Here is a 24660-nt window from a genome sequence, read left to right as displayed (position 1 = left end):
TCCTGTGGAGTGGTGATTATGGCGCCAGTTCTTACGTCGACAGAAGAGTCCTTGGGTGGAAGTCCAGTGCGCCCGACGGGACGGAAGAGAAAAGCGCCGCGTGTGCCGGTTCACAATTTCGAGGTGTGTGAGGCAGCGATGCGCGAAGCTGCGTCTGAATGCTACTGCGACGAAGCCCGCCACCGCGAAATCGCCACCCGCCTTTTCGCGAAGACGGGCGGTGATCGTTTATTTTAGCGCCTGGACGCCGCTGACGACCGTCAGAACCGGCGAGAAGAGCTGCGAAACGAACGAGGCCACCTTGCTGGCTTGGTTCGCCTTGGAATTGCCGAAGTAAAGGATGTCCTTGTTCCGGACCGGGAAGCGCCCGGCGAGGAAGTAGGAGCCGACGTTCATCATATTCAGATGATACACGACTGGCTCCTCATGCCCCTCCGCACTAGTGACGTAGCGAAGCAGGAAGATGGCGGCGGGATCGCCGGCGTTGGGATTGGAGCCGCCGGCTGTGGAGACGGCTTCGGCGAGATTGAGCGATGAGCGGCTGAAGGGGATCAGGTCGACCCGACCCGACGCACCCAGAACCGAATAGGATTGTGGATCGCTGACGAGAGTCAGGCGATCGCCGGGATAGACGCCGACGTCAAGTGCGGGATTCTTCTCGAGCGCGCTGTAACGAATGTCGAAATTGTGATCCTGCCGATTGATCCGCAGTGTGAGATCCTTGGCATTGCCGCGATAGCCACCGGCCAGCGCGATCGCGTCGATCAGTGTTTCACGGTTGGTCTGGAGGACGAGGCGCCCCGGGCGGGCGACTTCGCCGCCCACGATCACCGTATTGCTGATTGCGTCGCGCAGTGACACCAGGACCTGCGGATTTTGCGACATGCCGTTTAGCGCATCGCGGATCTGCGTCTGAATTTGCCCGACGGTCTTGCCGGCGACATGCAGGCGACCGGCATAAGGCACGGTGATGTTGCCATTGTCGTCGATGCGGGTGGGCGGCAGGGTTTGCGCATTGGCGCTGGTGTCGAAGGAACCACTCACGGCGCCTCCGATGCCGGCGGCCGCGGTGGGGCCCCGGCCGAACAGCGTAACGCCCGCCTCGTAGATCGAGATACCAAGGACGTCACCCGGGCCGACCATATCGGTGGGTGTAGGGGGTAGGGTCGGAAGGTCGACGGTCGGCTGTGGCTCCGCAGGCGGAAGCGAGGCGACATTGTTCACCTCGATGATCTTGATCCCGAGCGGGACTTGCGGCCTGGCGACATCCCTTTGAATCTGGGCGCCCGTCGGGCCGGACGAAGGAAAGGTGGCGCAGGCAGCGAGCGAGGTCGACAGGCTAAGGGCCAGCAATGCCTTGGTTTTTTTAGTATTCATGCTCTTGACTTGTGCCCTTTCCACCCGGTGCGGGCGGCTTAGACGAGATGCTTCCCGCAGGCAATTCTCGCAGGCAAATCGCCGATCATGAAATTCTATGGCAGGCGGATGCTGCTTCGAGCTTGTTCCTTTTGTCCAACCCGTTATTCCGCTGCCTTCTATGCCATCGCACTCGACAGGGCCGAAGCCGGCAAAAGGTGCTATCGCCTGGCTGTTGCTGTCCATCCATCTCGCTGCCTTTCGCGCCGCGCCATGGCCCTATCTTGAGGCGCTATGGTGCCGGATTTGCGGCAAGCGGGTGCGTGCGCGCGGAAAGTTCGCGCCGTTGCTGGAGGTGTCTTCGAAGTCCTACGCTCTCTGGCTGTTGCGCGAGGAGGCTATCGGGAAGGTAGGCGGACCGCCTGAAGCTAAACCGCCGATTTGGGCGCTGATCGATGTTCGGGCTGATCAAGCGGCTCTGGACGCGACGCTGTGCAACATGGCGGCGGAGGGGGTTCGAGCCTTGGTTGTCGGGACGGAGGCAATCCCTACACTCGCCGAGGCGGCGCGGCATATCGACTGGAGCGAAGGGCCCTGGCTGATGCCGATCATGGCGGGCGACATGCTGGCACCGGGGGCGGCGTCGGCCTATCACGCGGCGCTTGCCGGGTTGGACGCGCGGATCGTCTATGCCGACGATGATCTTCTCGATGCCAAGGGGCACCGCACCGCGCCGCATTTCAAGCCCGACTGGAACAGTGAATTGTTCCGCCATTTCGACTATCTGACGGGTGCCTGCATTGTCCGCGCGCCCCGCGAAGTGCTGGAAGATGGCGCTGATGCCGACGACTGGGCATATCGTCTCGTCGTGCAGGCGGCAGATGAAGGGACGCCGCTGCACTTGCGTCGGGTGCTGCACCATCGCCACGCACGCCGTCGTCCAGCCGTCCCGACAGGTATCGCGCTGTCACCGATACTGCCGCCCGTCTGCATCATCGTGCCGACGCGCAACCGTGTCGACCTGTTGCGCACATGTCTGAGCGGGATCGCCGCCACGGACTATCCCGACCTCGAAGTGATCGTCGTCGATAATGACAGTGACGATCCTGAGACGCTGGCCTATCTCGCCGCGCTCGATCCGGCCCGGCATCGCGTGCTGCACCATGCCGGCGCGTTCAACTATTCGGCCATCAACAATCGCGCCGTCGCCGAGGCGCGGGGACGGATGCTCTGTTTGCTCAACAATGACGTCGAGATGATCGGTGCAGACTGGCTGGCGATTATGGTCACGCAAGCGCTGCGCGAGGATGTCGGCGCGGTCGGGGCACAGCTTCTCTATCCAGACGGGCGAATCCAGCATGCCGGCGTCGTGACTGGAGTGGGACGTGCGGCAGGGCATGCGCACCGTTTCGTTCGTCCCGAGGCAGAGGGCTATTTCCGTCGCCATGCGCTGCCGCAGTTCACCTCCGCGGTGACCGCCGCTTGCCTCGTCGTGGAGCGTGATCGTTTTCTGGCCGTCGGCGGGCTCGACGAACGCAATTTCGCGGTGGCGTTCAATGATGTGGATTTGTGCCTGCGGTTGAACGAACGGGGCTGGCAATCCTTGTACGAACCGCGCGCGCGGTTGATCCATCATGAATCCGTGTCGCGCGGCTTGGATCGCGATCCGGTCGGGGTCCGGCGTTTCGCGGGGGAGCTTGCGGCGCTGAAGGCGCGCTGGGGCACCGACGAAAGTGTCGATCCCTTCCATCACCCCGAGCTCAGTCTCTATAGTGAACGCTTTGTGGTCGGGCTGTGATGTTCCCTGTATGACGTCATCCGCTCGCCTGGCCCTGCCGCAAGTGACGTTATGCGCCGCCACCTCCGTCAATGTAGCGCCCACCGTGCGCGCCTTGGGCGTTTGTCTCGATCAGATTGCCTTTGCCGACTGCCTGCTGTTTACTGATGTACCCGTTCGGCTCGATCGTTCGGATATTCGTGTCGTGCCGATCCGGAGAATCGGCTCCTCGGAGGCCTATTCGCGCTTCCTGCTGGCCGGTCTGGCCGATCACATCGAGACGTCCCATTGCCTCGTCGCGCAATGGGATGGCCATGTGCTGGATGCCGCCCGCTGGCGGCCGGAATTCCTCGACTATGACTATATCGGCGCGCGCTGGCCGCAGTTCGACGATGGACATGTCGTGGGCAATGGTGGCTTCTCGCTGCGCAGCCGCCGGCTGATGTTGGCCTGTCGTGGCCCCGAATTTCGTACCTCCCATCCTGAGGATCTCGCCATCGGACGGAGCAACCGCGATTGGCTGGAGGCGCAGGGACTGTGCTTTGCTCCACCCTCGCTCGCCGACTTGTTCGCAACCGAGCGCGCCGGCGATCTCGCCACCAGCTTCGGTTATCATGGTGTGTTCAACATGCCGCAGGCCATCGGCCTCGAGGCGTTCTGGGACGTCTATCGCGAGCTCGATGCGCTTGGTAGTGTGTGGCATGATTTCACCCCCATCCTGAAGATGGTGAGGCGTGGTCCTGGCGGTGGTGGGCGAGTGACGGAGATGATCGTCGATCGCCTGCTGCGTGCCACGCGGGCAAACAGAGCATGACGACCGCGGCTCCTCCGAATAAGGCTGTGCTACGCGAATGCGCAACAGAAGGGCTGAGTTTCCTGTGATCAATCTTCTGCCGGGCTTGCCGTTGATCGAATCCCCGCTCTTTCCCTTGCAAAAGGCTTCGCAGGGACTGACCGCAGAAGAAGAGCGAATTGGGACCAGCCTGCACGAAAAGGGCTATGCCGTGTTCGATTTCCCGGACGCGGATCTGGATCAGCGGATCGCGCGCATCCTGCAGAACCTTGCGCCCCGCTACGGTATCGATTTCGACGATCCGCACAGCGACAAGACGGGTGGTGAAAACCGAATCCAGGATGCGTGGAAGTTCGACGAGGATGTCCGTGCAATCGCAGCCAATGAGGCGGTGCTGGATCTGCTGAGTAAGCTTTACGGACGGGCGGCTTTCCCGTTCCAGACGCTGAATTTCCCGGTCGGGACGCAGCAGGACGCGCATTCGGACTCGGTCCATTTCTCAAGTTTGCCGGAGCGATTCATGTGCGGCGTGTGGCTCGCGATGGAGGATATCAGCGCAGAAGCGGGGCCGCTCTTCTATCTCCCCGGTTCGCACCGCTGGCCGATCGTAACCAACGCGCTGATCGGGCGGCGCGGCTATGGCAGTGCCCTGGAGTCGGCTCAGGATCCCTATGGCCCGGCCTGGCAGGCATTGTGCGACGCCCATGGCGCCGAACGGGAGGTCTTCGTCCCGCGCAAAGGGCAGGCGCTGATCTGGTGCGCCAACCTGCTGCACGGCGGCAGTTGGCAGAGCGATCCACGCCTGACGCGCTGGTCGCAGGTGACGCATTATTATTTCGATGATTGCATCTATTACACGCCAGCTTTCTCCGACGAAGCCGTGGGCCGCCTGCACCTGCGCGACCTCATCTCGATCAGCGACGGCCAGCCGCGGCCGAACGCCTATCTCGGCGAGGCGGTAAGATGCGTGGGCCGGACCGGACGAGGAGGAGGGAAAGGACGCTCCCTCCCGCACCGGATGATGAGCCGCCTGTTTGGATAATTGCGAGGAGGTGGCTTCCTAATCCTCTTGGGGCCGTCGAATGCCCATGAGAATCTCGATATGCGAGGTCGCCCTCTCGCGGGGGGATGTCGGCCACTGCACATGGCCTACCCTGACCGGCGGATGTCGGATGACGCTGCGCAAGATGGTTCAGGTATGGGGAAGAAGCGTGATCGATACGGTCAGTGTGGGAAGCCCATCATAACGCGCCTCGGCTGTTTGGAAGTCTGCCCTCGCGCCGACCATGCAGGATAAAATGCCTTGCCGGGTCCATCCCGGCCGCCGCGACGTCCGGATACTGCTCGAGGTACCACTGACAGTCGAATGTGCTGTGCCGGCGCAAATCGTCGATCACTCGATTCAATTTGTAATTATTGTAGAGTTTTAAAATAAACTTCGGCCAAATTCTGGAAAGACACTGGGCCTGAAATTCATCAACCGCATGGCGGGAGCAAGGTTCATGAGCATGGCCATCTTTCAAGGCGGGCATCCATTTTGCTCTCATTTCGCTGGAGCTCGCCGAATGGTCCAGCATTTGTCGTTGATAAGCCTCTACATCTGTTAAGATGCTCATATCTATCATGGAGCACCCCCAGCGAACACGCTGTTTTGCTCGCATGAGCGAGAGGTTGCGATTGTGACTTTCGTAATTATTTTGAGATATCATGGAGTCATTGCGTCGTCTATAATAGAAATATATTTCATTAGTTACAATAAAGCGCTTTCCGGCAGACGATGCTCTTAGATAAAAATCCCAATCTTCGTAGGATGTTAGATTTTCATCGTAAGGAAATTCTTCATATAATTCTCTGCGCCCTAAACTCGTTGCTGTAGAGAATCTATTTATAAATGCACCGGCGTGTATAGATTCTCCGACAAACAATATATAATCAATTACATCTATTCTAGATGGCGAGCTCTCATCAGAAATGATTGCCGTTTGTGGAACAACTAAAGAATAATCTTGATTGCTATCAAGCGCACTTACCGCGACATCGATGAAATCATCACGAATTGTGTCGTCTGAATCGAGCGTAAGGATGTACCTTCCGAGAGAATTTCGGACCCCGAGATTTCTTGCTGCTGATAGGCCGAGATTCGCCGGTGTCGTAAAAATCTTAACGCGATCATAGGATGATGATCGCTGAATTTCTCTGATAGTTAGCTGGCTGCCTCGATCCGTAGAGCAATCGTCGATAATAATAACCTCAAGGTTGGAATAACTTGAAGCAAAAATGGATTCTATGGTCCTTTCGATATACATTCCCATGTTGAAATAAGGAACAACTACAGAAACGAGGGGTGGCTTTCCATTCAGCATTTTGTCTGGGAAGGTGTCGCGGGCCGCAGACAGCCAATATGGCGCCTTCTCAGCTTCATGCTGCATTGGATAAATGCGCAAAGACTTCCGGGCCTGCCATGCCCGATGCAAGCACTCTGCGAGACCGAGTCCGGTACCGTCAAACTTGAGGCAATTAATATTATCTGTCCAAGTCGTTCGCTCGGAAAACGCCGGGTTGTCTTGATTGAGCACAACCCAACCGCCCAACGCCGAGGCCTCGTAGGCCGTCAGGCAGAAGCTTTCGAACGGCGAGGGGAATACACAAATCCCGCTACCCAGCATGGCGGTCCTTGCCGTCGGCGCCATGTTGGCAGAAAAGGAAACCCGATTTTTCAGATGCGGCGGTATACGCGATAAGAGTTGTTCCCGCAGGCGATTGTCCGTGGGATGGGCCATGAAAATTACATTGCCGTGGTACTCTGGCGTGCTGTTCAGAAAAGCCAGCATTCCGTTTAGGAACACCTCTGGTCTTTTGAGCGCCTGAATTTTGCTGGGAAAGCAGATCGGAGTAGCTGCGTCGAACGACACGGCTGCCTTTTGCGATTGTATGGCGATAGGCGGTGCATCAATTCGGAGTTTTTGGGACCAGCTATCATCGAAGCCGAAATGATCTTTCGTCGCTTTGGCAACGGCTCCTAGATGGGCTACGACAATGTCTGCATCTCGCAGCGCTTTGCGCTCCAGATCGGCCAAATGTGCGGTACCAGCCCCCCCGGCGACTGGCTGCCCCGCGCGGAGGATGGAATCGGTGCTATGTAGCCTGATCGCGATTTCTCCATGGCCCCAACCGCCGAGTAGTTTCTCCTGACACGAACAAAAGGCGAGGCCGCCCCAGTCGGGGAATTCGACAATATCGAACTTCACCCCTTGTAAGGCCATCTTGTTTAGCGCGCCGGCGATCTGATATGACTTATAATGCGAAGGGTGGGTGGTGAATGCCCATTGTGGCGGTTTCCGAGCAGGGTGCGACTCTTCCGAAAAATTGGACATTTTCCATAGCGTTGCGTTCGGGAAGGTTTGCTTGAACGCGATGTCAACGACCTGCCAGTCTTCGATTGCCAGCACATGGAATTCGACATTTGAATCTTCATATTCCCGAATAAGATTATGAAGCAAAACGCCGATTCCGCCCGTCGTAAATGGGGCAAGTTCCGGAGCAATTAGGCACAGCTTAATCATTGTAATTCCACTTTTCAGCCCAAGCTGGCGACGTTTGAAGTGGTCGTTCGGACAGTTTGACGGCTACGTTAAGGTGGGCTGGAATGGTATGTGTCGCGAGTTTGATTCCCTTTAACTCCCTCCGGTGCTTGCCCGAGATAGCATGTCGCGCCCTGCCTGGGCTCGCAGTCCACATAAGGAAATCGGATCTAGGGTGCATTGTTGGATGCAGATGATGCTCGCGTACGGACCGGGTGCCACCACCGGATAGGTCGGTGCAAACAGGTACTGCATACGCAGGCGATTCTGTAAATCATCTCTTTAGAAGTTAGGACTTCCTTAGTACAAAATTGAGGGCCGATCTGGCAAAGGCGTCGTGTGCATGGATTGGCTTCGCCTTGAAATGGGTCAGCAGGATCGAGTCCTCCAGCATCATTGGCCACACGTCGATGATCTCCTTTTCATACAGTTTTTGATAACTCTATGTGTCTGCTTGGGGTTTTCGGCATCAAAGCCCCAGATGTGGTTTGAGATCCGGCATATCCAAGTGAAATTTCTGTTAACACCCCGCTCATTGTATGTGTGCGTGCTAAGGCATCGTAATTTTCTTCTAGTGTCGGTTGGTCTATTCATCAGAAGGAGAGCATGTTTACCAATCCGCCGCGAGTGTGCTCTGTAGAATATTTTTTGAAAATCTTTAAATAATACTCAAGGTCATTTACATGATATTTACTTTGGCAAACCCGAAGGGCCTTAATGGGCGGTTTGTCAAGTCTCGAATGTCTATAGGATGCTAGAATAGGTATTGTCACCTGTCGCAATCTTAATCTTCAGCGCGAAACGCAATCACAAGTCGATGCCGCTCCGTCTCGCGCTAGAGGTTGCCGTAAATGTCTATCGCTCGATTTACGTCATCGTGAATATTTACCTGGCCATTGTGAATGACGATTGCCCTGCTACAAATGTTTCGTATGACATCCGTACTATGCGAGGCCAGTACCATGGCTCGGTCACCTCGTTTTTCGAGCAACTCGTATTGGCACTTCCGGAAGAAATTCTGATCGCCAACAAGAATCACCTCATCAATCAGATAGCAATCGAATTCGATTGCCAGTGACAATGCAAAAGCCAAGCGCGCGCGCATGCCTGATGAATAGGTCTTCACCGGCATTTTCAACTGACGCCCTAGCTCCGTAAAATCCTCAACGAAGATTCGGGTGTCATCATAATCACGCCCGTAGATACGCGCTATGAAGCGGGCATTGTCATAGCCCGTCAAGCTGCCCTGAAAGCCGCCACCAAAGCCCAGGGGCCATGACACGGTCATGTTGCGCGTAATCTTGCCTGACGTCGGCATTTCCACGCCGCCGATCAGCTTGATGAGCGTACTCTTGCCGGCTCCGTTGCGCCCCAGCAATCCAATACGCTCACCCGGTTGGACGACGAGATTCACGCCGTTCAGGACCTGTTTGCGCTGCGAGCCGTGCGTGTAGCTCTTGTAGATGTTTTGACACGTAATCATTCGACCGCAAGTGTCCGTCGCACGCGGCGGCATAGGGTAAGTCCGATCAGGGTAAGTACCATCGAGCAGATCAAGGGATTCCAGACATCGTAGTAGGCGGTAACAGCTTCCCCCCAAAGCCCCTTGCGCATCATCTCCATGCCGTTCACGAAGGGCGAGTAAAGTAGGAGATCCCGCACATCCGGCGTCATCCAGGACACCATGTAAGGCAATCCAGAAACTGGGATCATGACGTACGTAGTGACGGGGACCAGTTTTTCCAGCACCTCAGATATTTCAGAGAGGGGGCCAATAACAAGGCAGAGTGAAAGGCAAAAAAAAGAATAAACGCACCATCCCGCAATTAACAATCCCATATCGGCGGGAATAGGAAACTCGCCAATCCATATCAAAATGAGGGCGGCAAATAAATAAGCCATCATCCCGCCAACGAACTCGATGATGAATCGAGAGAAAATGAAATCCAATATTTTAATTTGTCGGTGATATAGAAGGCCGCTGTTGGCGGAGAATACGGCGACACTTCGGTTGACGCAGTGTCGAAACAGGGTAATCGGGATATAGCCAGACACCACAAACGCCACGACGCTCACACCGTGTTCTTCAGGCCCCTTTGACACGCGCCAGATCAATGCGACGAGGACCGCGAACATCAGTGGCTCGACCATGATCCACAAGAAGCCGATATTGTCCCGTCCGAACCGTGTGGTCAGCTCGCGGATCATGAGTGCGTGAATCACGCGGATTTGGGCTGACCATCCCTTGCGAAGCTTGCTTGAGCCGGCGACCAACATGGTTATTCGTCCGAGGCGTGTTCGAGAATGCCGACCGTGAACATCCAGCCGATGAAATAGAGGCAGATGGCGCACGCGGCGATCACGATGATATTGAGGATACGGTGGGGCAGCAGCGGCATGTCAGGCACGTTCGGGTCGACAACGCGTTCAAGATAGAATTGCTGACGTTGTGCCTCGGCGCGGGCCTGCACGAGGCCTGCGTTGGCGGCATCGAGGCTCTTGGTTGCAAATTCCTGTTCGACGAGGAGATTCTCATATCCCCCCAATTTCGATGCGATACCACTGTCGGTCCCAACCACGCGGCTATCCTGCGATGCGATCTGGCCGGAGATCGCCTGGATCCGGTTGCGTAGTTCCGGAATGGCGGGATTTCTGGGGGCCACCCGCTGCATCAACTCTAGCTGAACCTGCAGCGCCGAGCGCTGGGCCGTCAACGAGTTGGCGATTTCGAGAACTCCCATAGCCTGTTTGCTCGGATCAATGAGTTCCTGCTGGTTGCGATATGCTCCCAAGGCCAAGCGAGCCCGCTTGGCCCGATCGGTCGCCAGATCCACCTGCTTGACAGCTTCGGCAATACCGTTCGCCTGCGCGCGGTTGTTTAGCCGATTGACCAATCCCTCGCTCAGCCCCAGTAACTGGCGATTGATCTCGTAGGCGTCCTTAGCAGTGAAGGCCTTGACTGTAATCACCGCCATCCCTGTCTCGCTATCGAGACGGGCATCAACCATCTTGCCGTAATATTTGAACAAGCCTTCGAAGCTGTCGTTCGAAAACGGCTGCGGAAAGCGCGAAAGAGCATCGGTTTGCGACGAGGCGAACCTGCTACGGAAGCCGGGATTCTGCTCCAGCGATTTCAGCGCGCCGCGGGATCGAACGAAGGCGAGGACCTCGTTCGTTTGCTCCTGCCCGCCCGACAGGCCCGTGGTCTGGATGATATTGGCGAGCGTGGCCGATTGGGCTCGCTTCTGATCCGGACTTTTGATGACGAAACGCGACTCGGAGGTGTAGATATCGGAAGCGATCAGGCCATAATAAATGGTCGCGAGGATCGTTGGCACGATGACACAGATAATGAACCAGCGCCGCTTTATCAGCCATGCCGAGAACACGGATCGACGCTCGGGTATCTTCGCCTCGATCAGGAACGATTGTTCGACGTTCATAAAACCTTCATGGCATATAGAACTTGATGCAGATAGAATATGTGTCAGTGGATGTGCTGGCGCATTCGACGGTCGCGCTAGGCCAACATGCTGCGGCGCGCAAGTACGCCGAGACGGACCGATGCTGGCCGCCTACCGCATGACAGGCCCGGCAAGGGGTGGCGTGAAGCGACTTATCCAATGCCTCTCATCGGCCAGCTATCCCATGATGGTCTTGACTGCGATCTCGCGTCGAGGCTGGACACAGTGGACGATCAATGCGCTGTCTCCCACGTGTTCCAAGGGAAAATCATGGAAATCACCTCGCTCCCCATTCCTGGTCTCAAGCTCATCGTCCCCCGGCGTGTTGGCGACGAGCGCGGTTATTTCGTCGAGACGTTTAGGGCTGACCTTTTCGCCGAGCATGTTGGCGACCACCCCTTTGTGCAGGACAATGAATCGCTGAGCGTCAAGGCCGGCACGGTGCGTGGCCTGCACTTCCAGTCCGGGCCCCATCCGCAAGGCAAGCTCGTGCGCTGCATCGCTGGCGCGCTATTCGATGCCGTGGTCGATATTCGGCAGGGGTCGCCTACCTTCGGCCAGTGGGTCGGTGAGACCCTCACTCCCGCGAATGGCAAGCAACTATGGGTGCCGCCCGGCTTCGCTCACGGCTTTTGCTCGCTTGAGCCGAACACCGTGATTTCCTACAAGGTCACCGGCTATTACAGCGCGGCCTACGACAAGGGTCTCACTTGGGACGATCCGGCGATCGGCATCGTTTGGCCCGATATCGCCGACCCAGAGACGCTCTCGGCCAAGGACCGCGAGCAGCCGTTCCTGTCCGACCTTGCCGCTTATTTCACCTGGAGTGATTCAGTCCCATGCGCGTGATCGTCACCGGCGGCGCCGGCTTCATTGGCTCCGCCCTCGTGCGGTATCTCGTGCTCGAAAAGGGTTATGAGGTGCTCATCCTCGATGTCCTTACTTATGCCGGCTGCGAGGCATCACTCCGCGCTGTCGAGGGCAAGCCGAACTACCGCTTCGTGAAAGCCGACATCCGGGATCGCGCCGCGATGGACCAGGCCCTCGCGAGCTTCTGTCCCGACCGGATCATGCATCTCGCGGCCGAGAGCCATGTCGATCGTTCGATCACGGGCGCTGCCGATTTCATCCAGACCAACGTCGTCGGCACCTTTACCCTGCTCGAGGCCGCACGAGGCTATTGGAACGGGCTTGAGGACTTAGCGAAGGCGAACTTCCGCTTCCTCCACGTCTCAACCGACGAGGTTTATGGTTCACTCGGCGACGAGGGCCTGTTTCAGGAAACGACGCCCTATGATCCCAGCTCGCCTTACTCGGCCTCCAAGGCGGCCTCCGATCATCTCGCCAAGGCTTGGGCGCGGACCTATGGTCTGCCGGTCCTCGTTTCGAACTGCTCCAACAATTACGGACCCTATCACTTTCCCGAGAAGCTGATTCCGCTCACCATTCTCAACGCGCTCGCCGGCCGGCCGTTGCCCGTTTATGGTGCGGGGGAAAACGTGCGTGACTGGTTATATGTTGAAGACCATGCGCGCGCGCTCGATCTCGTTGCTGAAAAGGGGCTTCCGGGCGAGACTTATAATGTTGGCGGCCGCAACGAACGGCGTAATATCGATGTGGTACGCCGCATTTGTGCGGTGCTTGACGATTTGGTGCCGACGGGGGCTCCTCATGATCGTCTGATCACCTTTGTCAGTGACCGGCCGGGACATGATGCGCGTTACGCGATCGACGCCACCCGGCTCGAGAGCGAGCTAGGTTGGAAGGCCCAGGAAACATTCGATACGGGGATCGCAAAGACCGTGCGTTGGTATCTCGACAATGACTGGTGGTGGCGGCCTCTGCGAGAACGCTATGACGGTGAGCGGCTCGGGTTGACGCAGGACGCCAAGGGATGAAGATTGTGGTGGTTGGTGGGCCGGGGCAACTCGTACTCTCCATGATGGAGCGCGGGCCGGCAACCGGCCATCAGGTGATCGCGGTGGGGCCGCCCGACCTTGATCTCGCCGCGCCGGATGACGGGGCCGTTTACGCGGCGCTTGAGGCTGCAAGTCCCGATGTGATCGTCAACGCGGCCGCGCATACGGCGGTGGACAACGCCGAGAGCGAGCGCGATCTAGCCTTCGCGATCAACGCTGGTGGAGCCGGCGCGGTGGCGCGAGCCGCCGCCAAGCTAGGCGTACCGCTGGTCCATGTTTCGACCGACTATGTCTTCGACGGCCGGCTCGACCGCCCCTATGTCGAGACCGACCCGACCGGGCCGACTAACACTTATGGTGCCTCGAAGCTCGCGGGTGAGGAGGAAGTGCGTGCGTACGCCGACAACAGCGCTATCCTGCGCGTGGCGTGGGTCTATAGTCCGTTCGGCACGAACTTCGTCAAAACGATGCTTCGCCTCGCCGGTGATCGTGACGAGGTGTCCGTGGTGACCGACCAGATCGGCAATCCTACGAGCGCGCTCGACATCGCCGACGGTATCCTGAGCGTCGTCGCCAATCTCGTGGCCGATGCCGATCCGGTGTTGCGCGGGGTCTTCCACATGACGGCGCAGGGTGAGGCAAGCTGGGCGGATTTCGCGGAGGCCATCTTCGCCGCTTCGGGCGCGCATGGGGGAGGCAGGACCAGTGTTCGTCGGATCATGACCGCCGATTATCCGACACCCGCCCCGCGACCGGCTAATTCCCGGCTCGATTGCCGCCATCTCGCGACCGTCCACGGTGTCGCGCTCCCCGATTGGCGCGGCTCGCTGGAATCTGTCGTCGCCCGTCTTCAGGCCGGGACGGACCAATCCGCCTCTCTCGGATTAGGGACTTGAGAAGATGAAGGGTATCATCCTGGCCGGGGGCAGCGGAACCCGGCTCTATCCGATGACGCTGGCGACCTCGAAGCAGCTCATGTCGGTCTATGATAAACCGATGATCTATTATCCGCTGACCACGCTGATGCTGGCGGGAATCCGCGAGGTGCTGATTATCTCGACCCCGCGCGATCTACCCGCCTTCCAGGTGCTGTTAGGCGATGGCGCGCAATGGGGCATGTCGTTCGACTATGCTGAACAGCCGAGTCCCGATGGCCTTGCGCAGGCCTATATCATCGGCGCGGATTTCGTGGCGGGTCAGCCCTCGGCGCTCGTGCTGGGCGACAATATCTATCACGGTCACGGTTTGCCTGAGCTGCTTGCCAGCCCCAGCGCGCGTAAAACGGGCGCGAGCGTCTTCGCCTATCATGTCAACGATCCCGAGCGCTATGGCGTGGTCGAGTTCGACGCAGGCATGAAGGCGCTCTCGATCGAGGAGAAGCCGGTCGCGCCGAAGTCTAACTGGGCAGTGACGGGCCTCTATTTCTACGACGAGCAGGTGGTGGACATCGCCGCCGACCTCCAGCCCTCGCCGCGTGGCGAGTTGGAGATCACCGACGTCAACCGCGTCTATCTCGAGCGCGGCGAGTTGTCGGTTGAGGTGATGGGCCGCGGCTATGCGTGGCTCGACACGGGGACGCCCGACAGCCTGCTCGACGCGGCCGAATTCGTCCGTGTGCTGGAGAAACGCCAGGGTTTCAAAATCGCCAGCCCCGAGGAAATCGCCTTCCGCCAGGGGTTCATCGGGACGGCTGAGTTGGAGCAGGCCGTGGTCAGGCATGGCAAGTCGGATTATGCGCGTTATTTGCGCCGCTTGTTGGCTAACGGTTGATCGCAGTTCAATCCCGGGCCAGAATCCCTTTCCACGCCCTGGACGTTCCCTTGTGGCCGATCGCTGCGGTCCTCAACGGACTTGCGGCTTCCAGGCGGGCGATGACTCCCTCGGTCACCTTGGCGAGCGCTTCTTCGGAGAAGAACCCGCCCGCCACCAGGCAGCGGTCGATCAGCACGCGGCGGAAGGCAGCGAAGGTTTCGGCGTCGGGTTTCCCGGGATCCCGCCAGAAATCGTCGAGCCGACCCTGAAAGGTGATGCCTTCGATATCATAGACCGCCTGGCCGAGGGCGATCACCGGCACGTCGAGCGCCAGCGCCAGCGTGCCGCTGGTGCTGTTGATCGTCACCATGCCCTTGGAGCGTTGCGCCACCGGTACGATGTCGCCACTTTCGAGATAGTCGACGCGGTCCGCGACGCCGTGGAGCGCCGCCAGCGCGGCGGTTTCCAGGCGCCAGTCCCGCACGCCGTTGTCGAGCGGATGTTCCTTGACGACCAGCCGCAGCCCCGGCGGCGCGCTGGCCGCGAAGGAGGCGATCACCATGCGAAGCGCGTCGGCAATCCCGGCGAAGGAGGAATGCAGCCGGATCTGTGCGTCCGAATCGAGCTGGAGCGGGAAGAGCATGTACGGCTGGCCGCGAGTTTCGAGCGATGCGAGCACTTCTTGCGATCGTACGGCCGCCGCCTTGTGCCGCATGAGCCTGCGCATCCAGCCCATGCCTTCCACCAGGGGATGCCAGGGGCGATGATTCTCCCAATAGGGATAGTGCGACCGAGTCAGCACGTCGGCTGCGTTGTAGAGCAGCCCCTCGGCGGCGCGGCGACGGAAAGAGGAGGGAACCGGATGGTGCTCGGGAGCCGGTGGCAGTGCCGCTGCTTCAGCACGGTACCAGGCTGGGTCGCGTGGCAGTGTCGAATGGCCGTTGACGCCGCCCAGTTCGAGCGTGACCCAATCGGGCCGGATATATCCTTCCTCGAACACATGAACCGGCACGTGCAGGTCCCGGCAGACGGCGATCGCCGCCATGTGCACCGGCCGGCAATCTCCGAACAGCACGACATCGGTGATCTGCCGATCAGCGAGCAACAGTTGCAGCGCTTCGGGCCAGTCAGCGAGCGATCCGCGATAATCGACGCCGTTGGGAAGACGCCAGAACAGCCGGTCGCCGCCGTTGAAATTGACCTTGTGGACTCCGTAGCCGTCACGGTGCAACGCCTGCCCAAGCCGACGGAAAAGCGGCCCCATCAACCCCTGCAGCAACAGGATATTGCGCTTGGCGAGCGCCTGCGCCTCACCCGGCGCCGCTACCTGCGGCATTAGGACGGGGCCGTTGGGAAACAGGTCTGGCATCCGTGATTTCCCTTCGAATCGTCCAATGGCGGCCAGACGCCGCCGCCGTTACTTGGCGGCCGCATACAGATGACATGATGCTTTTCCAAGTTGTCGCGCGCTTTGTCCGGCCGTGACAGCCATGCAACCGCCCGCTATACGCGACATCACGCTTTCCTTCCGCGGCCAGACGGCATGACTTAATCGAGGCTGGCGACGCGACTTTTGTGGCAAATGATGTGATCCTTTTCCTGGCGATGCTGGTCGCGTCGTTGCTGCTGGACGCGGCCGTGTGGCCGCGGACGGGGTATATGCGCCGCTGGCAGGGGATAGTGCTGCACCTGCTGGTCATGACGGCCATGTTCGGATTTTGTCTGGCTGTTTCGGGCAACGCTCCGGTCGCGGCCGTTCTGGCTACGGCGTTGATGGGGCTGTTCACGGTCGCGTCCAACGCGAAGCACAAGATGCTGGGGGAGCCGCTCGTTTTCTCGGATCTGGCGCTGATTGTCGGCATCTTTCGTCATCCGCGCTTCTATTTCACGGCGATCTCGGCACCCCAGCGCTGGATGTTGGGGATCGGTACGTCGATCGCGCTTGTCGTGCTTGTGCTGTTGTCGTCAGCGCAACTGCACCTCCATCTCGTGGGAGCCGGGCTGCTGCTGTTCACAAGCGGGACCCTGGCCTCGCTGCTCGGCAGTCGCTGGTTCGACTCGGTCGCGCAGACGCCCGACCTTGCAAACGACCTTTCCCGATATGGCCTGATCGCAACCTTGCTGCTCTACTGGCGGCGCTGGCGACGGATGGCGGACCCGCAGCCCTGCCCGGCGCTCCGGGCGATATCGGATGTTGCGGACCCGCTTCCTCCTGAGCTTATCGTCATCGTGCAGTGCGAATCCTTCGCTGATCCGGTCGATCTCACCGGGGAGGCGCGGTGCGCTCTGCCGGGGCTGACGAGCGCCCGGGCAGCAGCATGGCAGTGGGGCGAGCTCGATGTCAGTGGGTTCGGCGCCTACACGATGCGTACTGAATATGGCGTGCTGTTCGGCCGCAGTGAGGCTGCGCTCGGCTTCCGCCGCTACGATCCCTTCCTGAGCGCGCATGGCGAATCGTCCTACGCGCTGTCGGCGCGGTTGCGGGGCGCCGGTTATCAATGTTCTTTCGTCCATCCGCATGACATGCGCTTCTACAGTCGCGACCGGCTGATGCCCGCCATCGGCTTCGACCGGCTGATCGGCGAGGAGGGGATCGCCCCGATCCTTCCCGACGGCGGACGGTATGTCGACGATCGGACTCTGGGGGCCTCGCTCATCGATCTGGTCGACAAGGCAATGCAGCCGACGCTGATCTACGCGGTGACGATGGAAAATCACGGGCCGTGGGACAGCGACAACGCGCGCGATGCGCGCGGGCGGCTCGAGGCCTATCTGCGCCACCTGCAGAGCAGCGACGCCATGCTGAGCGACCTGATCGCACGGCTGTCGCGCGACGGCCGGCCCGCGCTGCTGGTTTTTTTCGGCGATCACCGGCCGAGCATCCCCGGCGTGACAGCACCGGGAGGGGCACGCCATACGCCTTATGTGATCGTACGTTTCGACTCCGGCGGGCCAGTTTCGAACGGAGGCGCCGGGCGGGTCGATCTTTCGCCTGCCGCGCTTCATCACGCCATCCTGCGCTGTGTGCGACCGGACGCCGAGCCGGCTGATGCTATCGCGCTCAACCGTCGCGAGGCTTGAGTCCGAGCAGCAGCCGGTCGCGCAACGCCATCGGCAACAGGCGATCGACCCATCGCAAGAGCGCGAAGGGCCAGGGAAAGATCAGGTGGGCCTGGCCGCGTGCCGCCGCCCTGGCGATGCGTGCGGCAGCATCCGCGGGTTGCAGGAGGAAGGGCTTCGGCCCGGCTGTCTGCCGTCCGGCCGCAGTGTCGATGAAGCCTGGCGAGACGAGCGTGACCTGCACACCATGTTCCTTGACGCTCAGCCGCAGGGCCTGGGCGAAGCGTGCAAGGCCGGCTTTCGATCCGGCATAGGCGGCGGCGAAAGGCAGTGCGTGGAATGCGGCCGCTGACCCGATCATGACGATCCGACCCTCACCGCGCCGCGCCATGCAGCGCGCCAGCGTGGCCGCCATCGCGCTCGCCGCGACGAAGTTGACCAGCCCAAGTCGCACGATCTGGCCTGCATCCTCGACCAGATCGCCCGGTGCCGCAACATCGCCCGCCCCGGCGGCGAGCAGCGCCAAGCCGATCGGACCTCTCTCATCCTCCTCCTCAAGCGCTGCGATCGCCGCGGCGCTGTCGGAGAAATCGAGAGAACGAATCACAATTTCAGCCCCCGCCTCGCGACAGGCTGCGGCGACCGATTCGAGCCGATCGCAGTCGCGACCCCATAGCAACAGAGTCCGACGGGGCCCCGCATAGTGCAGCGCAAGCGCCGCGCCCAGGCCGCCTGAGGCGCCGGTGATCAGGATCCGATCCGGCAATCCGGCTTTCATGACGGCACTATGACCGTTTTATGACACGGGTCGCGGGCGACCCATTGCTGAGGGCACGATGGTCCTTGCTGCATTGCGGCTTGACAGGGGGCGTCCCGCTGTGCGCATGCCGATCCCTCGACGGGAGAAGACGAGACCTGCTGATGACGAAGTACAGGTCTGCCGCGCCGCGTATCAGGCTGTTTCGCAATGATTTGCTGGAGCGGTTTACGCTGATCTCCCCGCCGGCGTTCGCGCTGACATGGGCGGCGTTTCTTGCGTTCGTGCTGTATACGGGCTGGGGAACGGCAAGTCTCCCGATGTCGGTCCTGCTTGTCCTGCTCGGCGTGCTGATCTGGACATTGTTCGAATATGTGATGCACCGGTTCATCTTCCACCTGAAGCCGACCTCGGCATTTGGCCGCTGGCTGATCTTCCTCGCTCATGGCAATCACCATGCGGCGCCGGGCGATCGCTACCGCAACATCATGCCGCCTATCGTGAGCATGGTCTTGTTCAGCGCCGTCTGGGCGGTGTTCCGGATTCTGTTTGGCCCGGCGGGATCGGTGCTCTCCCTGGGGTTCGGCATCGGCTATGTGGCGTATGATACGATCCACTATGCCTGCCACCAATTGTCGATGCGCAGCCCGCTGATGCGCCTGTTGCGGCGCCACCATATCCGGCACCATCATGTCAAGCAGGAAGGCAATTACGCCATCACCGCGATCTTCTGGGATCGCGTGTTCGGGACTGACATCCCCGACAAGAGGGGATGAGCAGGCGACGATGGACGCAGTGACGCGGCGGTCCGGTCACTGCTGAAGATCGCTGATCGCCTCGCAGACCGTGGCGATGTGATCGTCCCAGGAGGGCGGTCGCCACTGTATCAGGCGCTGCTTCTGTGCCGCATGGGCAGGCCCGGCGCGGAAATAATCGAGGATGTGGGCTCTCCAGGCAGGGCCATCGAGCGGATCGAGGAAGTCGGGCGCCTCTCCGCCTGCCTCGCGCAGCGCGGGAAGATCGCTGCAGATCACCGGCGTTCCCATCGACAGCGACTCCGCGACCGGCATGCCATAGCCTTCCGCGAACGACGGCAGCAACAGCGCGCGCGCGCCGCGCAGCAATGCTTGCAGGCGCTGGTCGGAACAACCGTTCAACTCCTCGACATGGCTGCGCAATGCCGCGCAACGTTCAAGCATGTCGATCACCTGCTCGTTCTCCCAGCCGCGCCGCCCGACGATGATCAGGCGCGGAATGGTGTCGTGCGGCAGCGTGTCGGCCATGGCACGCCACAGATTGAGCAGCAGCAGATGGTTCTTGCGCGGCTCGATCGTGCCGACGCAAATGAAATAAGGCTCGTCCGGCACTGCTATCGGCGTCGCTGGCACGGGAGTATCATGCGTGCCGAGCAGCGCGACGCGCATCTCGACGCTGCGCCCGGCCCGCTCGAGCCACGGCCGCAGCGATTCGCCGGTCGCGCCGGAATTGACGATGACGCTATCGGCGAGCGCCGCGATCGTCTCGATCCGCCGCTGGTGCAGCCTGGCGCCATTGGGACGCGCATATTCGGGATATTCGATCGGAATCAGGTCGTGAACCAGGCAGAGGAACCGTGCTTGCTCGCGCGCGAGGATTCGCCGGACCAGCGCTGGCCGGGTGAGATGATGCGGCGACGCCTGGACATAGACGCTTCCGGGAGACGCGTGGGGTCGTTCCGGCAGAAGCCTGAGCAATGACGGCAGCACCTCGATCAGCGAACGCTGCTCGACATTGCCTTCCTCGCTCTCCCAGCGCTGCTCAAGCGTGTCGAGGAACCGCAACGCCCTGTCGGTGGAGAGCCTGCCATAGACCCCGAAGGGATGCACCGCAGCATAGCGGAGCCGGTCGCCGAGGCGCGCGTGCAGGCCGCGCGCATAGGCCATCTCGACTCGGTCGACACCGGAGGGCGTGTGATGCCGCGCGCGGGATACCAGACGCGACAGGTCGAGGATGACGTCCTTCGCCATCAGGTCCGACGCCTCAGCAGCCGGCCCTGCACCTGGCGCAGCCGGGTAACCCACCCAAGCCGGTTGTGGGCGGCGCCTTCTCCCATGCGGCGGATCAGCAGTTCGGGTGGGCAGGGCAGGCCGGTCACGGGATCGAGATAGCGCGGATAGACGATCAGCACCGCAGCGATCAGCGCCTCGAGCGTGAGTCGCCGCCCGCGCCGGTCGGGCACCGGCGCGAGATCGCGGGTAAGGCCCCAGCCGGCGTAGAAAGGCATGCCATGGCAGGTCACCTCGCGCCCGCGCAGCAGCGCCTCGAAGCCGGTGAGCGAGGTGAGCACGTGCACTGCGTCGACCTGGTCGAGCAGGGACGCCATCCCGCCGCCGTTGACGATCCGGTCGGCATATTCGAGGGCGTCGGCCTCGCGCACCGCGCCCTTGCGATGGCCGGCATTGACGTCGGGATGGGGGCGGAACCAGATTTCCGCATCCGGTTCCAATGCGCGCGCGCGGCGCAGGAGTTCGAGATTGCTTGACAGCCCACCCCCGCCGAGGCGCACCGACATGTCGTCCTCGACCTGTCCCGGCACCAGCACAAGGCGGCGCCCCGCTTGGCGGGGCGGGAAGGCATGGGTGATGCCACTGCCATATTTGCTGATTCCGGCGTCTATGATCGTCTCGCGCAACTGCCCGGCGCGCGCGAGGAGCGCTGGGGGGAAGTCAGCGTCGGCGAGGAGCAATTCGAGATCGCTCGGCCGGGCAGGATCATAATGGATCCCGCGCCGGTCGACCGCAACCGACGAGGGCGGTACGAGGTTGCTGCCGAGCCCGACCGACCGAACGAACCCATCCTCGACACGGACCAGCGACACATTCCTCGCTGCCGCTGAGGCTGCCATGCCGTCAGGCACGCGCGACGGCCAGATCGCGACCGCGCCGCCATGCCGTTCGGCATGGGCAAGCGCTCGCCGTGCTGACCGGAAGAAGCGCAGAGGGTGCTCGGGCGTCCACAGGAACCGCGCTATCTCGCGCCGTTTCCACCAGCTGAAGCCGCACCCGGCGACGATCTGCTGGTTGGCCCGGAGCGTCCGGCGCCAGTCCGCTAGGAGCGCGATCGTTTCCTCGATATGAACGTCCTGCCCGGTAAAGGGGTCGCGGTAGCTGACCCGCATCAGGTCTTCGGCGACGATCTGCCGCAGGCGGGCGACATCGTCGCCAGGCGCACCGAAACGGCCGCCTGACAGGAAATGCACGCGCGCGCCGGCGATCACGGCGAGCGCGATCCACTCGTCATCGCCATGGGCGACCAGCGTCAGGGCAGCGTCCAGCACTGACCAGGGATCGACCTGCCGGGATGTGGTCGCGCCGTCATGGACGATCGGCGTGCCGGCATTCAACTCCTTCTCCGTCAGCACCGACAGCGCCTGTTCGATCTCGCCGGCCGTTCGGGCGCGGAGGATCACCGTCGCGCCAGCGCCAGTGTCCGGCGTTGCCCAGAAGCACCCGCCGACCCGCGCTTCGCGGATCGCGGAAAAAATGCGGTCGATCGCGTCGGATGTGAGGTCGGTGCCAGCGCCCGGCCGCGTTACCGACGCGTCTATGCCCGGAAAGGGCGGCGCGCGCAGCAGCGGCGTGCTCATCTCGGTCACGCTGGCTGGCACAAGGGCACGCGAACGACGCTCTCGCCGCCACTGGTTGCTGGCCCGTCTCGTCGGTGGCAGGAGCGGGCGCGGTTCATCGCGCGGCTTTCCCGCAATGCCCCTCCTGATGCAAGCCATGGTTCATGGTCGCCGGTCCCACTCGACCAGGCGTAGTCCGCCCTGTTCGCGCGCGATTTTGCCATAGGCGCCGGTACGCAGCTTGAGCGAGGGCAGAGCCGAGGCTTGCTGCCGCAGCGCTTCGTCGGAGAGCAACGCAAAACGCGCCGCACCATTGCTGGTGACGATCAGCACGTGCCCGTGCGCCGTCTCCCACAGGGCCCGCCAGCCTTCGATCCGGCGATCCGCATCAACGATCCACCCATTGGGTGCCCGCGCTTCGACATCCCATGCGGCGAGCGCATCATGCCCGATCCTGGCGACCACGCAGCTTTCCACCTGGCCTTCGTCTGGACCGTGATCGATTTCCGTCAGCCAGCCGGCTGACGTGACAGGGGGCGCCTGCTGCTGGCAGGCGAGAATATGCTCGATCGTCGTTTGCGTGCGGCGCAACGGCGCGGCCAACGCCTGGTCGAAGGACAGGCCCTGCCCGGCGAACGCCGCGCCGAGTGCGCGGGCCTGTTCGAGGCCGCTCGCGACCAGCGGCAGATCGGTGCGCGCGCCGATCCTGCGCGCCGCCTCGCCGACGTCGAAAGTGTTGCCATGCCGGACGATCGTGACGATCAGGCCCATGACAGATGCGGTTCACCATGCTCGGCGATGAGGCGTTCCGCCATCGCGACATCCTCCCTTGTGTCGATGCCCGACATGGCATGCGGGAGCGCGGCGACCTCCACCGTCAATATGTCCTCCCCCGATTCGAGAAAGCGCAGCTGCTCGAGCCCTTCGAGACGTTCGTACGGCGTCGGTACGGTCGCTTCGAAGCGACCGAGGGCGTCGAAGCGATAGGCGTACAGGCCGATATGCCGGAATACCGGCGAAAGCGGGCTGGCCTGCCGCAATTGGGCCTCATCGCGGATCGCCGGGACTATCGCTTTCGAAAACCACAGCGCTCGGTCATCGGCGCGCCGGACACAGGTCGTGCCGCTGAACGGCGAGGCATGCTTGTGGTGCCGCAGTGCCTCCAACGCCTCCCACGACAACTGCACGACGGGCGTCGCCACTCCGCAGGCCGAGCGGCGAAGTGCAGCAATCAGTGCCGAGATCATCGCCGGCTGCGCGAAAGGCGCGTCGCCCTGCAGGTTGACGATGATCGGCGGCCTGGCCTCCCGGTCGTGCGCGACTGCCCAGGCGCGACCCGAGCCGGAACTGATCGCCGTGTCGGTGAGGACAGCCTCGCAGCCAAGGTCCCGAGCATGATCCAGGATGCGCGCATCGTCGCTTGCCACGACCACATCCGCGTTCCCGACCCGCCTGGCACCTTCGCGCGCGATCGCCACGACTCGTGCCAGTAGCGTTCGTCCCGCGATCGGAATCAGTGGCTTGCCCGGAAGGCGCTGGGACGCGAAGCGGGCCGGGATCACGATCAGGTCGGGTGGTACGCCCTCAGGCAACGCCCGCCCGCAGGATGTCGTGGAGGTGGATCACCCCGACCAGCCGCCCGTCCTCGCAGACGAAGAGTACCGATACGGAATTGTCGTTGAGAATCCGCAGCGCGTCAGAGGTGAGCGTATCCGGGCCCAGCGAGATCGGCGTCGCGGTCATGTGATCCCGGATGTCGTCGCCGAGATGCTTGCTCGCGAAGCTGCGCCGCAGATCGCCATCGGTAAAGGCACCGATAAGGCAATCCTCATCATCGACCACGGCGGTGCAGCCATAGCGCTTGCGGCTCATCTCGATCGTCGCATCAAGCAGGGTGGCACCGGCGCGCACCATCGGCACATCCTCGCCCCGCGCCATCAACTGTCTGACTGTGGTCAGTTGCGCGCCAAGCCGGCCGCCGGGATGAAAGGTCAGGAAGTCCGACCGGGTGAAGCCGCGCCGCTCGATGAGCGCCACCGCGAGCGCGTCACCCAGTACTGCCTGCACCGTGGTGGACGATGTCGGTGCCAGTTCGTTGGGGCATGCCTCACGAACCGGGGGCAGGACGAGGCAGATATCGGCCGCTCGCCCGGCGGCGCTGTCGGCACGCGCCGTCGCGACGATCAGCTTCACCCCGAAGCGCCGGCAATAGGCGATGATGTCGCCGAGTTCAGTCGTCTCGCCCGACCAGCTCAGCGCCAGCACGATATCCTCGAGGCCGATCATGCCGAGGTCGCCATGGCTCGCCTCGCTTGGATGCAGGAACAGCGAGGGCGTGCCGGTCGAGGTCATCGTCGCGGCGATCTTGCGCCCGACCAGCCCGCTTTTCCCCATGCCGGTGACGATCAGGCGACCCGAATGAGCGCTGATCGCCGCGACCGCGGCGATGAAGCTCTGGCGCAGCGGTGGCGTGCGCAACGCTTCGGCAAATGCCTGGAGTGCGTCGATCTCGATTCGCGTCGTGCGGAGAGCAGAGAGCAAGCCGGACTCGTCCAATCCGCCGGCGGTAGTCGCCTGCGTGAAATTCGTCTGCATTG

At 61.4% G+C, this 24660-nt stretch carries 21 protein-coding genes; 9 read left to right on the top strand and 12 right to left on the bottom strand.

Going from position 1 to position 24660, the window contains the following annotated elements; genetic code table 11:
* Positions 1-228 precede the first annotated feature (228 nt).
* Positions 229-1602, bottom strand: a complete 1374-nt coding sequence (locus NDN01_RS16955) for a polysaccharide biosynthesis/export family protein (protein WP_272622927.1) — start codon at positions 1600-1602, stop codon at positions 229-231.
* On the opposite strand from NDN01_RS16955, the gene NDN01_RS16950 reads away from it, so the two are divergent.
* The 3 genes from NDN01_RS16950 (at position 1592) to NDN01_RS16940 (ending at position 4968) form a co-directional block, all read left to right on the top strand.
* Positions 1592-3154: a glycosyltransferase family 2 protein gene (locus tag NDN01_RS16950; protein ID WP_443025134.1), complete on the top strand. Its 1563-nt coding sequence runs from the start codon at positions 1592-1594 to the stop codon at positions 3152-3154. The two genes, NDN01_RS16955 and NDN01_RS16950, sit on opposite strands and share 11 nt — an antisense overlap.
* A complete protein-coding gene (locus NDN01_RS16945) occupies positions 3129-3947 on the top strand; it encodes a DUF5672 family protein (RefSeq protein WP_336298305.1) in 819 nt (272 codons plus the stop codon). The genes NDN01_RS16950 and NDN01_RS16945 overlap by 26 nt, the downstream gene beginning before the upstream one ends.
* 64 nt (positions 3948-4011) lie before the next feature.
* The gene (locus tag NDN01_RS16940; protein WP_272622925.1) at positions 4012-4968 is read left to right on the top strand and encodes a phytanoyl-CoA dioxygenase family protein; all 957 of its coding nucleotides are present in this window, start codon (positions 4012-4014) and stop codon (positions 4966-4968) included.
* Positions 4969-5167: 199 nt separating this feature from the next.
* Here NDN01_RS16940 and NDN01_RS16935 read toward each other — a convergent pair whose 3' ends face one another.
* The 4 genes from NDN01_RS16935 to NDN01_RS16920 all read right to left on the bottom strand — a co-directional run bounded on the left by NDN01_RS16935 (position 5168) and on the right by NDN01_RS16920 (position 10950).
* Positions 5168-7489 (bottom strand): glycosyltransferase, encoded by a 2322-nt coding sequence (locus NDN01_RS16935; protein ID WP_272622924.1) that lies wholly within the window; start codon positions 7487-7489, stop codon positions 5168-5170.
* Between the two features lie 853 nt (positions 7490-8342).
* Positions 8343-8990 (bottom strand): ABC transporter ATP-binding protein, encoded by a 648-nt coding sequence (locus NDN01_RS16930; protein WP_272622923.1) that lies wholly within the window; start codon positions 8988-8990, stop codon positions 8343-8345.
* On the bottom strand, positions 8987-9715 hold the full coding sequence (locus tag NDN01_RS16925; RefSeq protein WP_272622922.1) for an ABC transporter permease: 729 nt from the start codon (positions 9713-9715) through the stop codon (positions 8987-8989). Before NDN01_RS16925 ends, NDN01_RS16930 begins: the two co-directional genes overlap by 4 nt.
* A gap of 71 nt (positions 9716-9786) precedes the next feature.
* Positions 9787-10950 (bottom strand): Wzz/FepE/Etk N-terminal domain-containing protein, encoded by a 1164-nt coding sequence (locus NDN01_RS16920; RefSeq protein WP_272622921.1) that lies wholly within the window; start codon positions 10948-10950, stop codon positions 9787-9789.
* A 291-nt stretch (positions 10951-11241) separates the two neighbouring features.
* Between NDN01_RS16920 and rfbC the strand changes: the two genes are divergently transcribed.
* The 4 genes from rfbC to rfbA are packed head-to-tail and all read left to right on the top strand — an operon-like array spanning position 11242 to position 14660.
* The gene (gene rfbC / locus NDN01_RS16915; RefSeq protein WP_272622920.1) at positions 11242-11820 is read left to right on the top strand and encodes a dTDP-4-dehydrorhamnose 3,5-epimerase; all 579 of its coding nucleotides are present in this window, start codon (positions 11242-11244) and stop codon (positions 11818-11820) included.
* Complete coding sequence (rfbB, locus tag NDN01_RS16910; RefSeq protein WP_272622919.1) at positions 11811-12869, top strand: dTDP-glucose 4,6-dehydratase; 1059 nt, start codon at positions 11811-11813, stop codon at positions 12867-12869. The genes rfbC and rfbB overlap by 10 nt, the downstream gene beginning before the upstream one ends.
* Positions 12866-13786, top strand: a complete 921-nt coding sequence (gene rfbD, locus NDN01_RS16905) for a dTDP-4-dehydrorhamnose reductase (RefSeq protein WP_272622918.1) — start codon at positions 12866-12868, stop codon at positions 13784-13786. The genes rfbB and rfbD overlap by 4 nt, the downstream gene beginning before the upstream one ends.
* A 4-nt stretch (positions 13787-13790) precedes the next feature.
* Positions 13791-14660 carry a glucose-1-phosphate thymidylyltransferase RfbA gene (gene rfbA, locus NDN01_RS16900; protein ID WP_272622917.1) on the top strand — a complete coding sequence of 290 codons (870 nt, stop codon included), beginning with the start codon at positions 13791-13793 and terminating at the stop codon, positions 14658-14660.
* Between the two features lie 7 nt (positions 14661-14667).
* Here the strand turns inward: rfbA and NDN01_RS16895 are convergent, their stop codons facing one another.
* Positions 14668-16011, bottom strand: coding sequence for a capsule biosynthesis protein (locus tag NDN01_RS16895; RefSeq protein WP_443025133.1), 1344 nt, complete (start codon positions 16009-16011; stop codon positions 14668-14670).
* A 218-nt stretch (positions 16012-16229) separates the two neighbouring features.
* On the opposite strand from NDN01_RS16895, the gene NDN01_RS16890 reads away from it, so the two are divergent.
* Entirely contained in the window at positions 16230-17723 is a 1494-nt protein-coding gene (locus NDN01_RS16890; RefSeq protein ID WP_272622916.1) for an LTA synthase family protein, read from the top strand.
* Here the strand turns inward: NDN01_RS16890 and NDN01_RS16885 are convergent.
* Positions 17704-18480 carry an SDR family NAD(P)-dependent oxidoreductase gene (locus NDN01_RS16885; protein WP_272622915.1) on the bottom strand — a complete coding sequence of 259 codons (777 nt, stop codon included), beginning with the start codon at positions 18478-18480 and terminating at the stop codon, positions 17704-17706. The genes NDN01_RS16890 and NDN01_RS16885 overlap by 20 nt on opposite strands.
* 143 nt (positions 18481-18623) lie before the next feature.
* Here NDN01_RS16885 and NDN01_RS16880 point away from each other — a divergent pair, with 143 nt between their 5' ends.
* Entirely contained in the window at positions 18624-19235 is a 612-nt protein-coding gene (locus NDN01_RS16880; RefSeq protein ID WP_272622914.1) for a sterol desaturase family protein, read from the top strand.
* Between the two features lie 36 nt (positions 19236-19271).
* Here the strand turns inward: NDN01_RS16880 and NDN01_RS16875 are convergent, their stop codons facing one another.
* From NDN01_RS16875 to NDN01_RS16855, 5 genes are all read right to left on the bottom strand, one after another.
* On the bottom strand, positions 19272-20465 hold the full coding sequence (locus NDN01_RS16875; RefSeq protein WP_272622913.1) for a glycosyltransferase family 4 protein: 1194 nt from the start codon (positions 20463-20465) through the stop codon (positions 19272-19274).
* Entirely contained in the window at positions 20465-22084 is a 1620-nt protein-coding gene (locus NDN01_RS16870; protein ID WP_272628275.1) for a capsular polysaccharide export protein, LipB/KpsS family, read from the bottom strand. Before NDN01_RS16870 ends, NDN01_RS16875 begins: the two co-directional genes overlap by 1 nt.
* 141 nt (positions 22085-22225) lie before the next feature.
* Positions 22226-22834, bottom strand: a complete 609-nt coding sequence (locus NDN01_RS16865; protein ID WP_272622912.1) for a histidine phosphatase family protein — start codon at positions 22832-22834, stop codon at positions 22226-22228.
* Positions 22825-23655, bottom strand: coding sequence for a 3-deoxy-manno-octulosonate cytidylyltransferase (locus NDN01_RS16860; RefSeq protein ID WP_272622911.1), 831 nt, complete (start codon positions 23653-23655; stop codon positions 22825-22827). The genes NDN01_RS16865 and NDN01_RS16860 overlap by 10 nt, the downstream gene beginning before the upstream one ends.
* Complete coding sequence (locus NDN01_RS16855; RefSeq protein WP_272622910.1) at positions 23648-24658, bottom strand: KpsF/GutQ family sugar-phosphate isomerase; 1011 nt, start codon at positions 24656-24658, stop codon at positions 23648-23650. Before NDN01_RS16855 ends, NDN01_RS16860 begins: the two co-directional genes overlap by 8 nt.
* Positions 24659-24660: the final 2 nt, after the last annotated feature.

The sequence above is a fragment of the Sphingomonas sp. QA11 genome, from assembly GCF_028473665.1.
In the GTDB taxonomy this organism is placed as follows: Bacteria; Pseudomonadota; Alphaproteobacteria; order Sphingomonadales; family Sphingomonadaceae; genus Sphingomonas; species Sphingomonas phytovorans.
The sequence above is the reverse complement of the archived record's forward strand: the minus strand, read 5'-3'. Positions and strand labels throughout refer to the sequence as shown.

Coding starts and splice junctions, on each gene's coding strand:
- NDN01_RS16955 (WP_272622927.1), bottom strand. CDS start 1,602: ATGGACAGCAACAGCCAGGCGATAGCACCTTTTGCCGGCTTCGGCCCT.
- NDN01_RS16935 (WP_272622924.1), bottom strand. CDS start 7,489: ATGATTAAGCTGTGCCTAATTGCTCCGGAACTTGCCCCATTTACGACG.
- NDN01_RS16930 (WP_272622923.1), bottom strand. CDS start 8,990: ATGATTACGTGTCAAAACATCTACAAGAGCTACACGCACGGCTCGCAG.
- NDN01_RS16925 (WP_272622922.1), bottom strand. CDS start 9,715: ATGATCCGCGAGCTGACCACACGGTTCGGACGGGACAATATCGGCTTC.
- NDN01_RS16920 (WP_272622921.1), bottom strand. CDS start 10,950: ATGAACGTCGAACAATCGTTCCTGATCGAGGCGAAGATACCCGAGCGT.
- rfbC (WP_272622920.1), top strand. CDS start 11,242: ATGGAAATCACCTCGCTCCCCATTCCTGGTCTCAAGCTCATCGTCCCC.
- rfbB (WP_272622919.1), top strand. CDS start 11,811: ATGCGCGTGATCGTCACCGGCGGCGCCGGCTTCATTGGCTCCGCCCTC.
- rfbD (WP_272622918.1), top strand. CDS start 12,866: ATGAAGATTGTGGTGGTTGGTGGGCCGGGGCAACTCGTACTCTCCATG.
- rfbA (WP_272622917.1), top strand. CDS start 13,791: ATGAAGGGTATCATCCTGGCCGGGGGCAGCGGAACCCGGCTCTATCCG.
- NDN01_RS16895 (WP_443025133.1), bottom strand. CDS start 16,011: ATGCCAGACCTGTTTCCCAACGGCCCCGTCCTAATGCCGCAGGTAGCG.
- NDN01_RS16885 (WP_272622915.1), bottom strand. CDS start 18,480: ATGAAAGCCGGATTGCCGGATCGGATCCTGATCACCGGCGCCTCAGGC.
- NDN01_RS16880 (WP_272622914.1), top strand. CDS start 18,624: ATGACGAAGTACAGGTCTGCCGCGCCGCGTATCAGGCTGTTTCGCAAT.
- NDN01_RS16875 (WP_272622913.1), bottom strand. CDS start 20,465: ATGGCGAAGGACGTCATCCTCGACCTGTCGCGTCTGGTATCCCGCGCG.
- NDN01_RS16870 (WP_272628275.1), bottom strand. CDS start 22,084: ATGAGCACGCCGCTGCTGCGCGCGCCGCCCTTTCCGGGCATAGACGCG.
- NDN01_RS16865 (WP_272622912.1), bottom strand. CDS start 22,834: ATGGGCCTGATCGTCACGATCGTCCGGCATGGCAACACTTTCGACGTC.
- NDN01_RS16855 (WP_272622910.1), bottom strand. CDS start 24,658: ATGCAGACGAATTTCACGCAGGCGACTACCGCCGGCGGATTGGACGAG.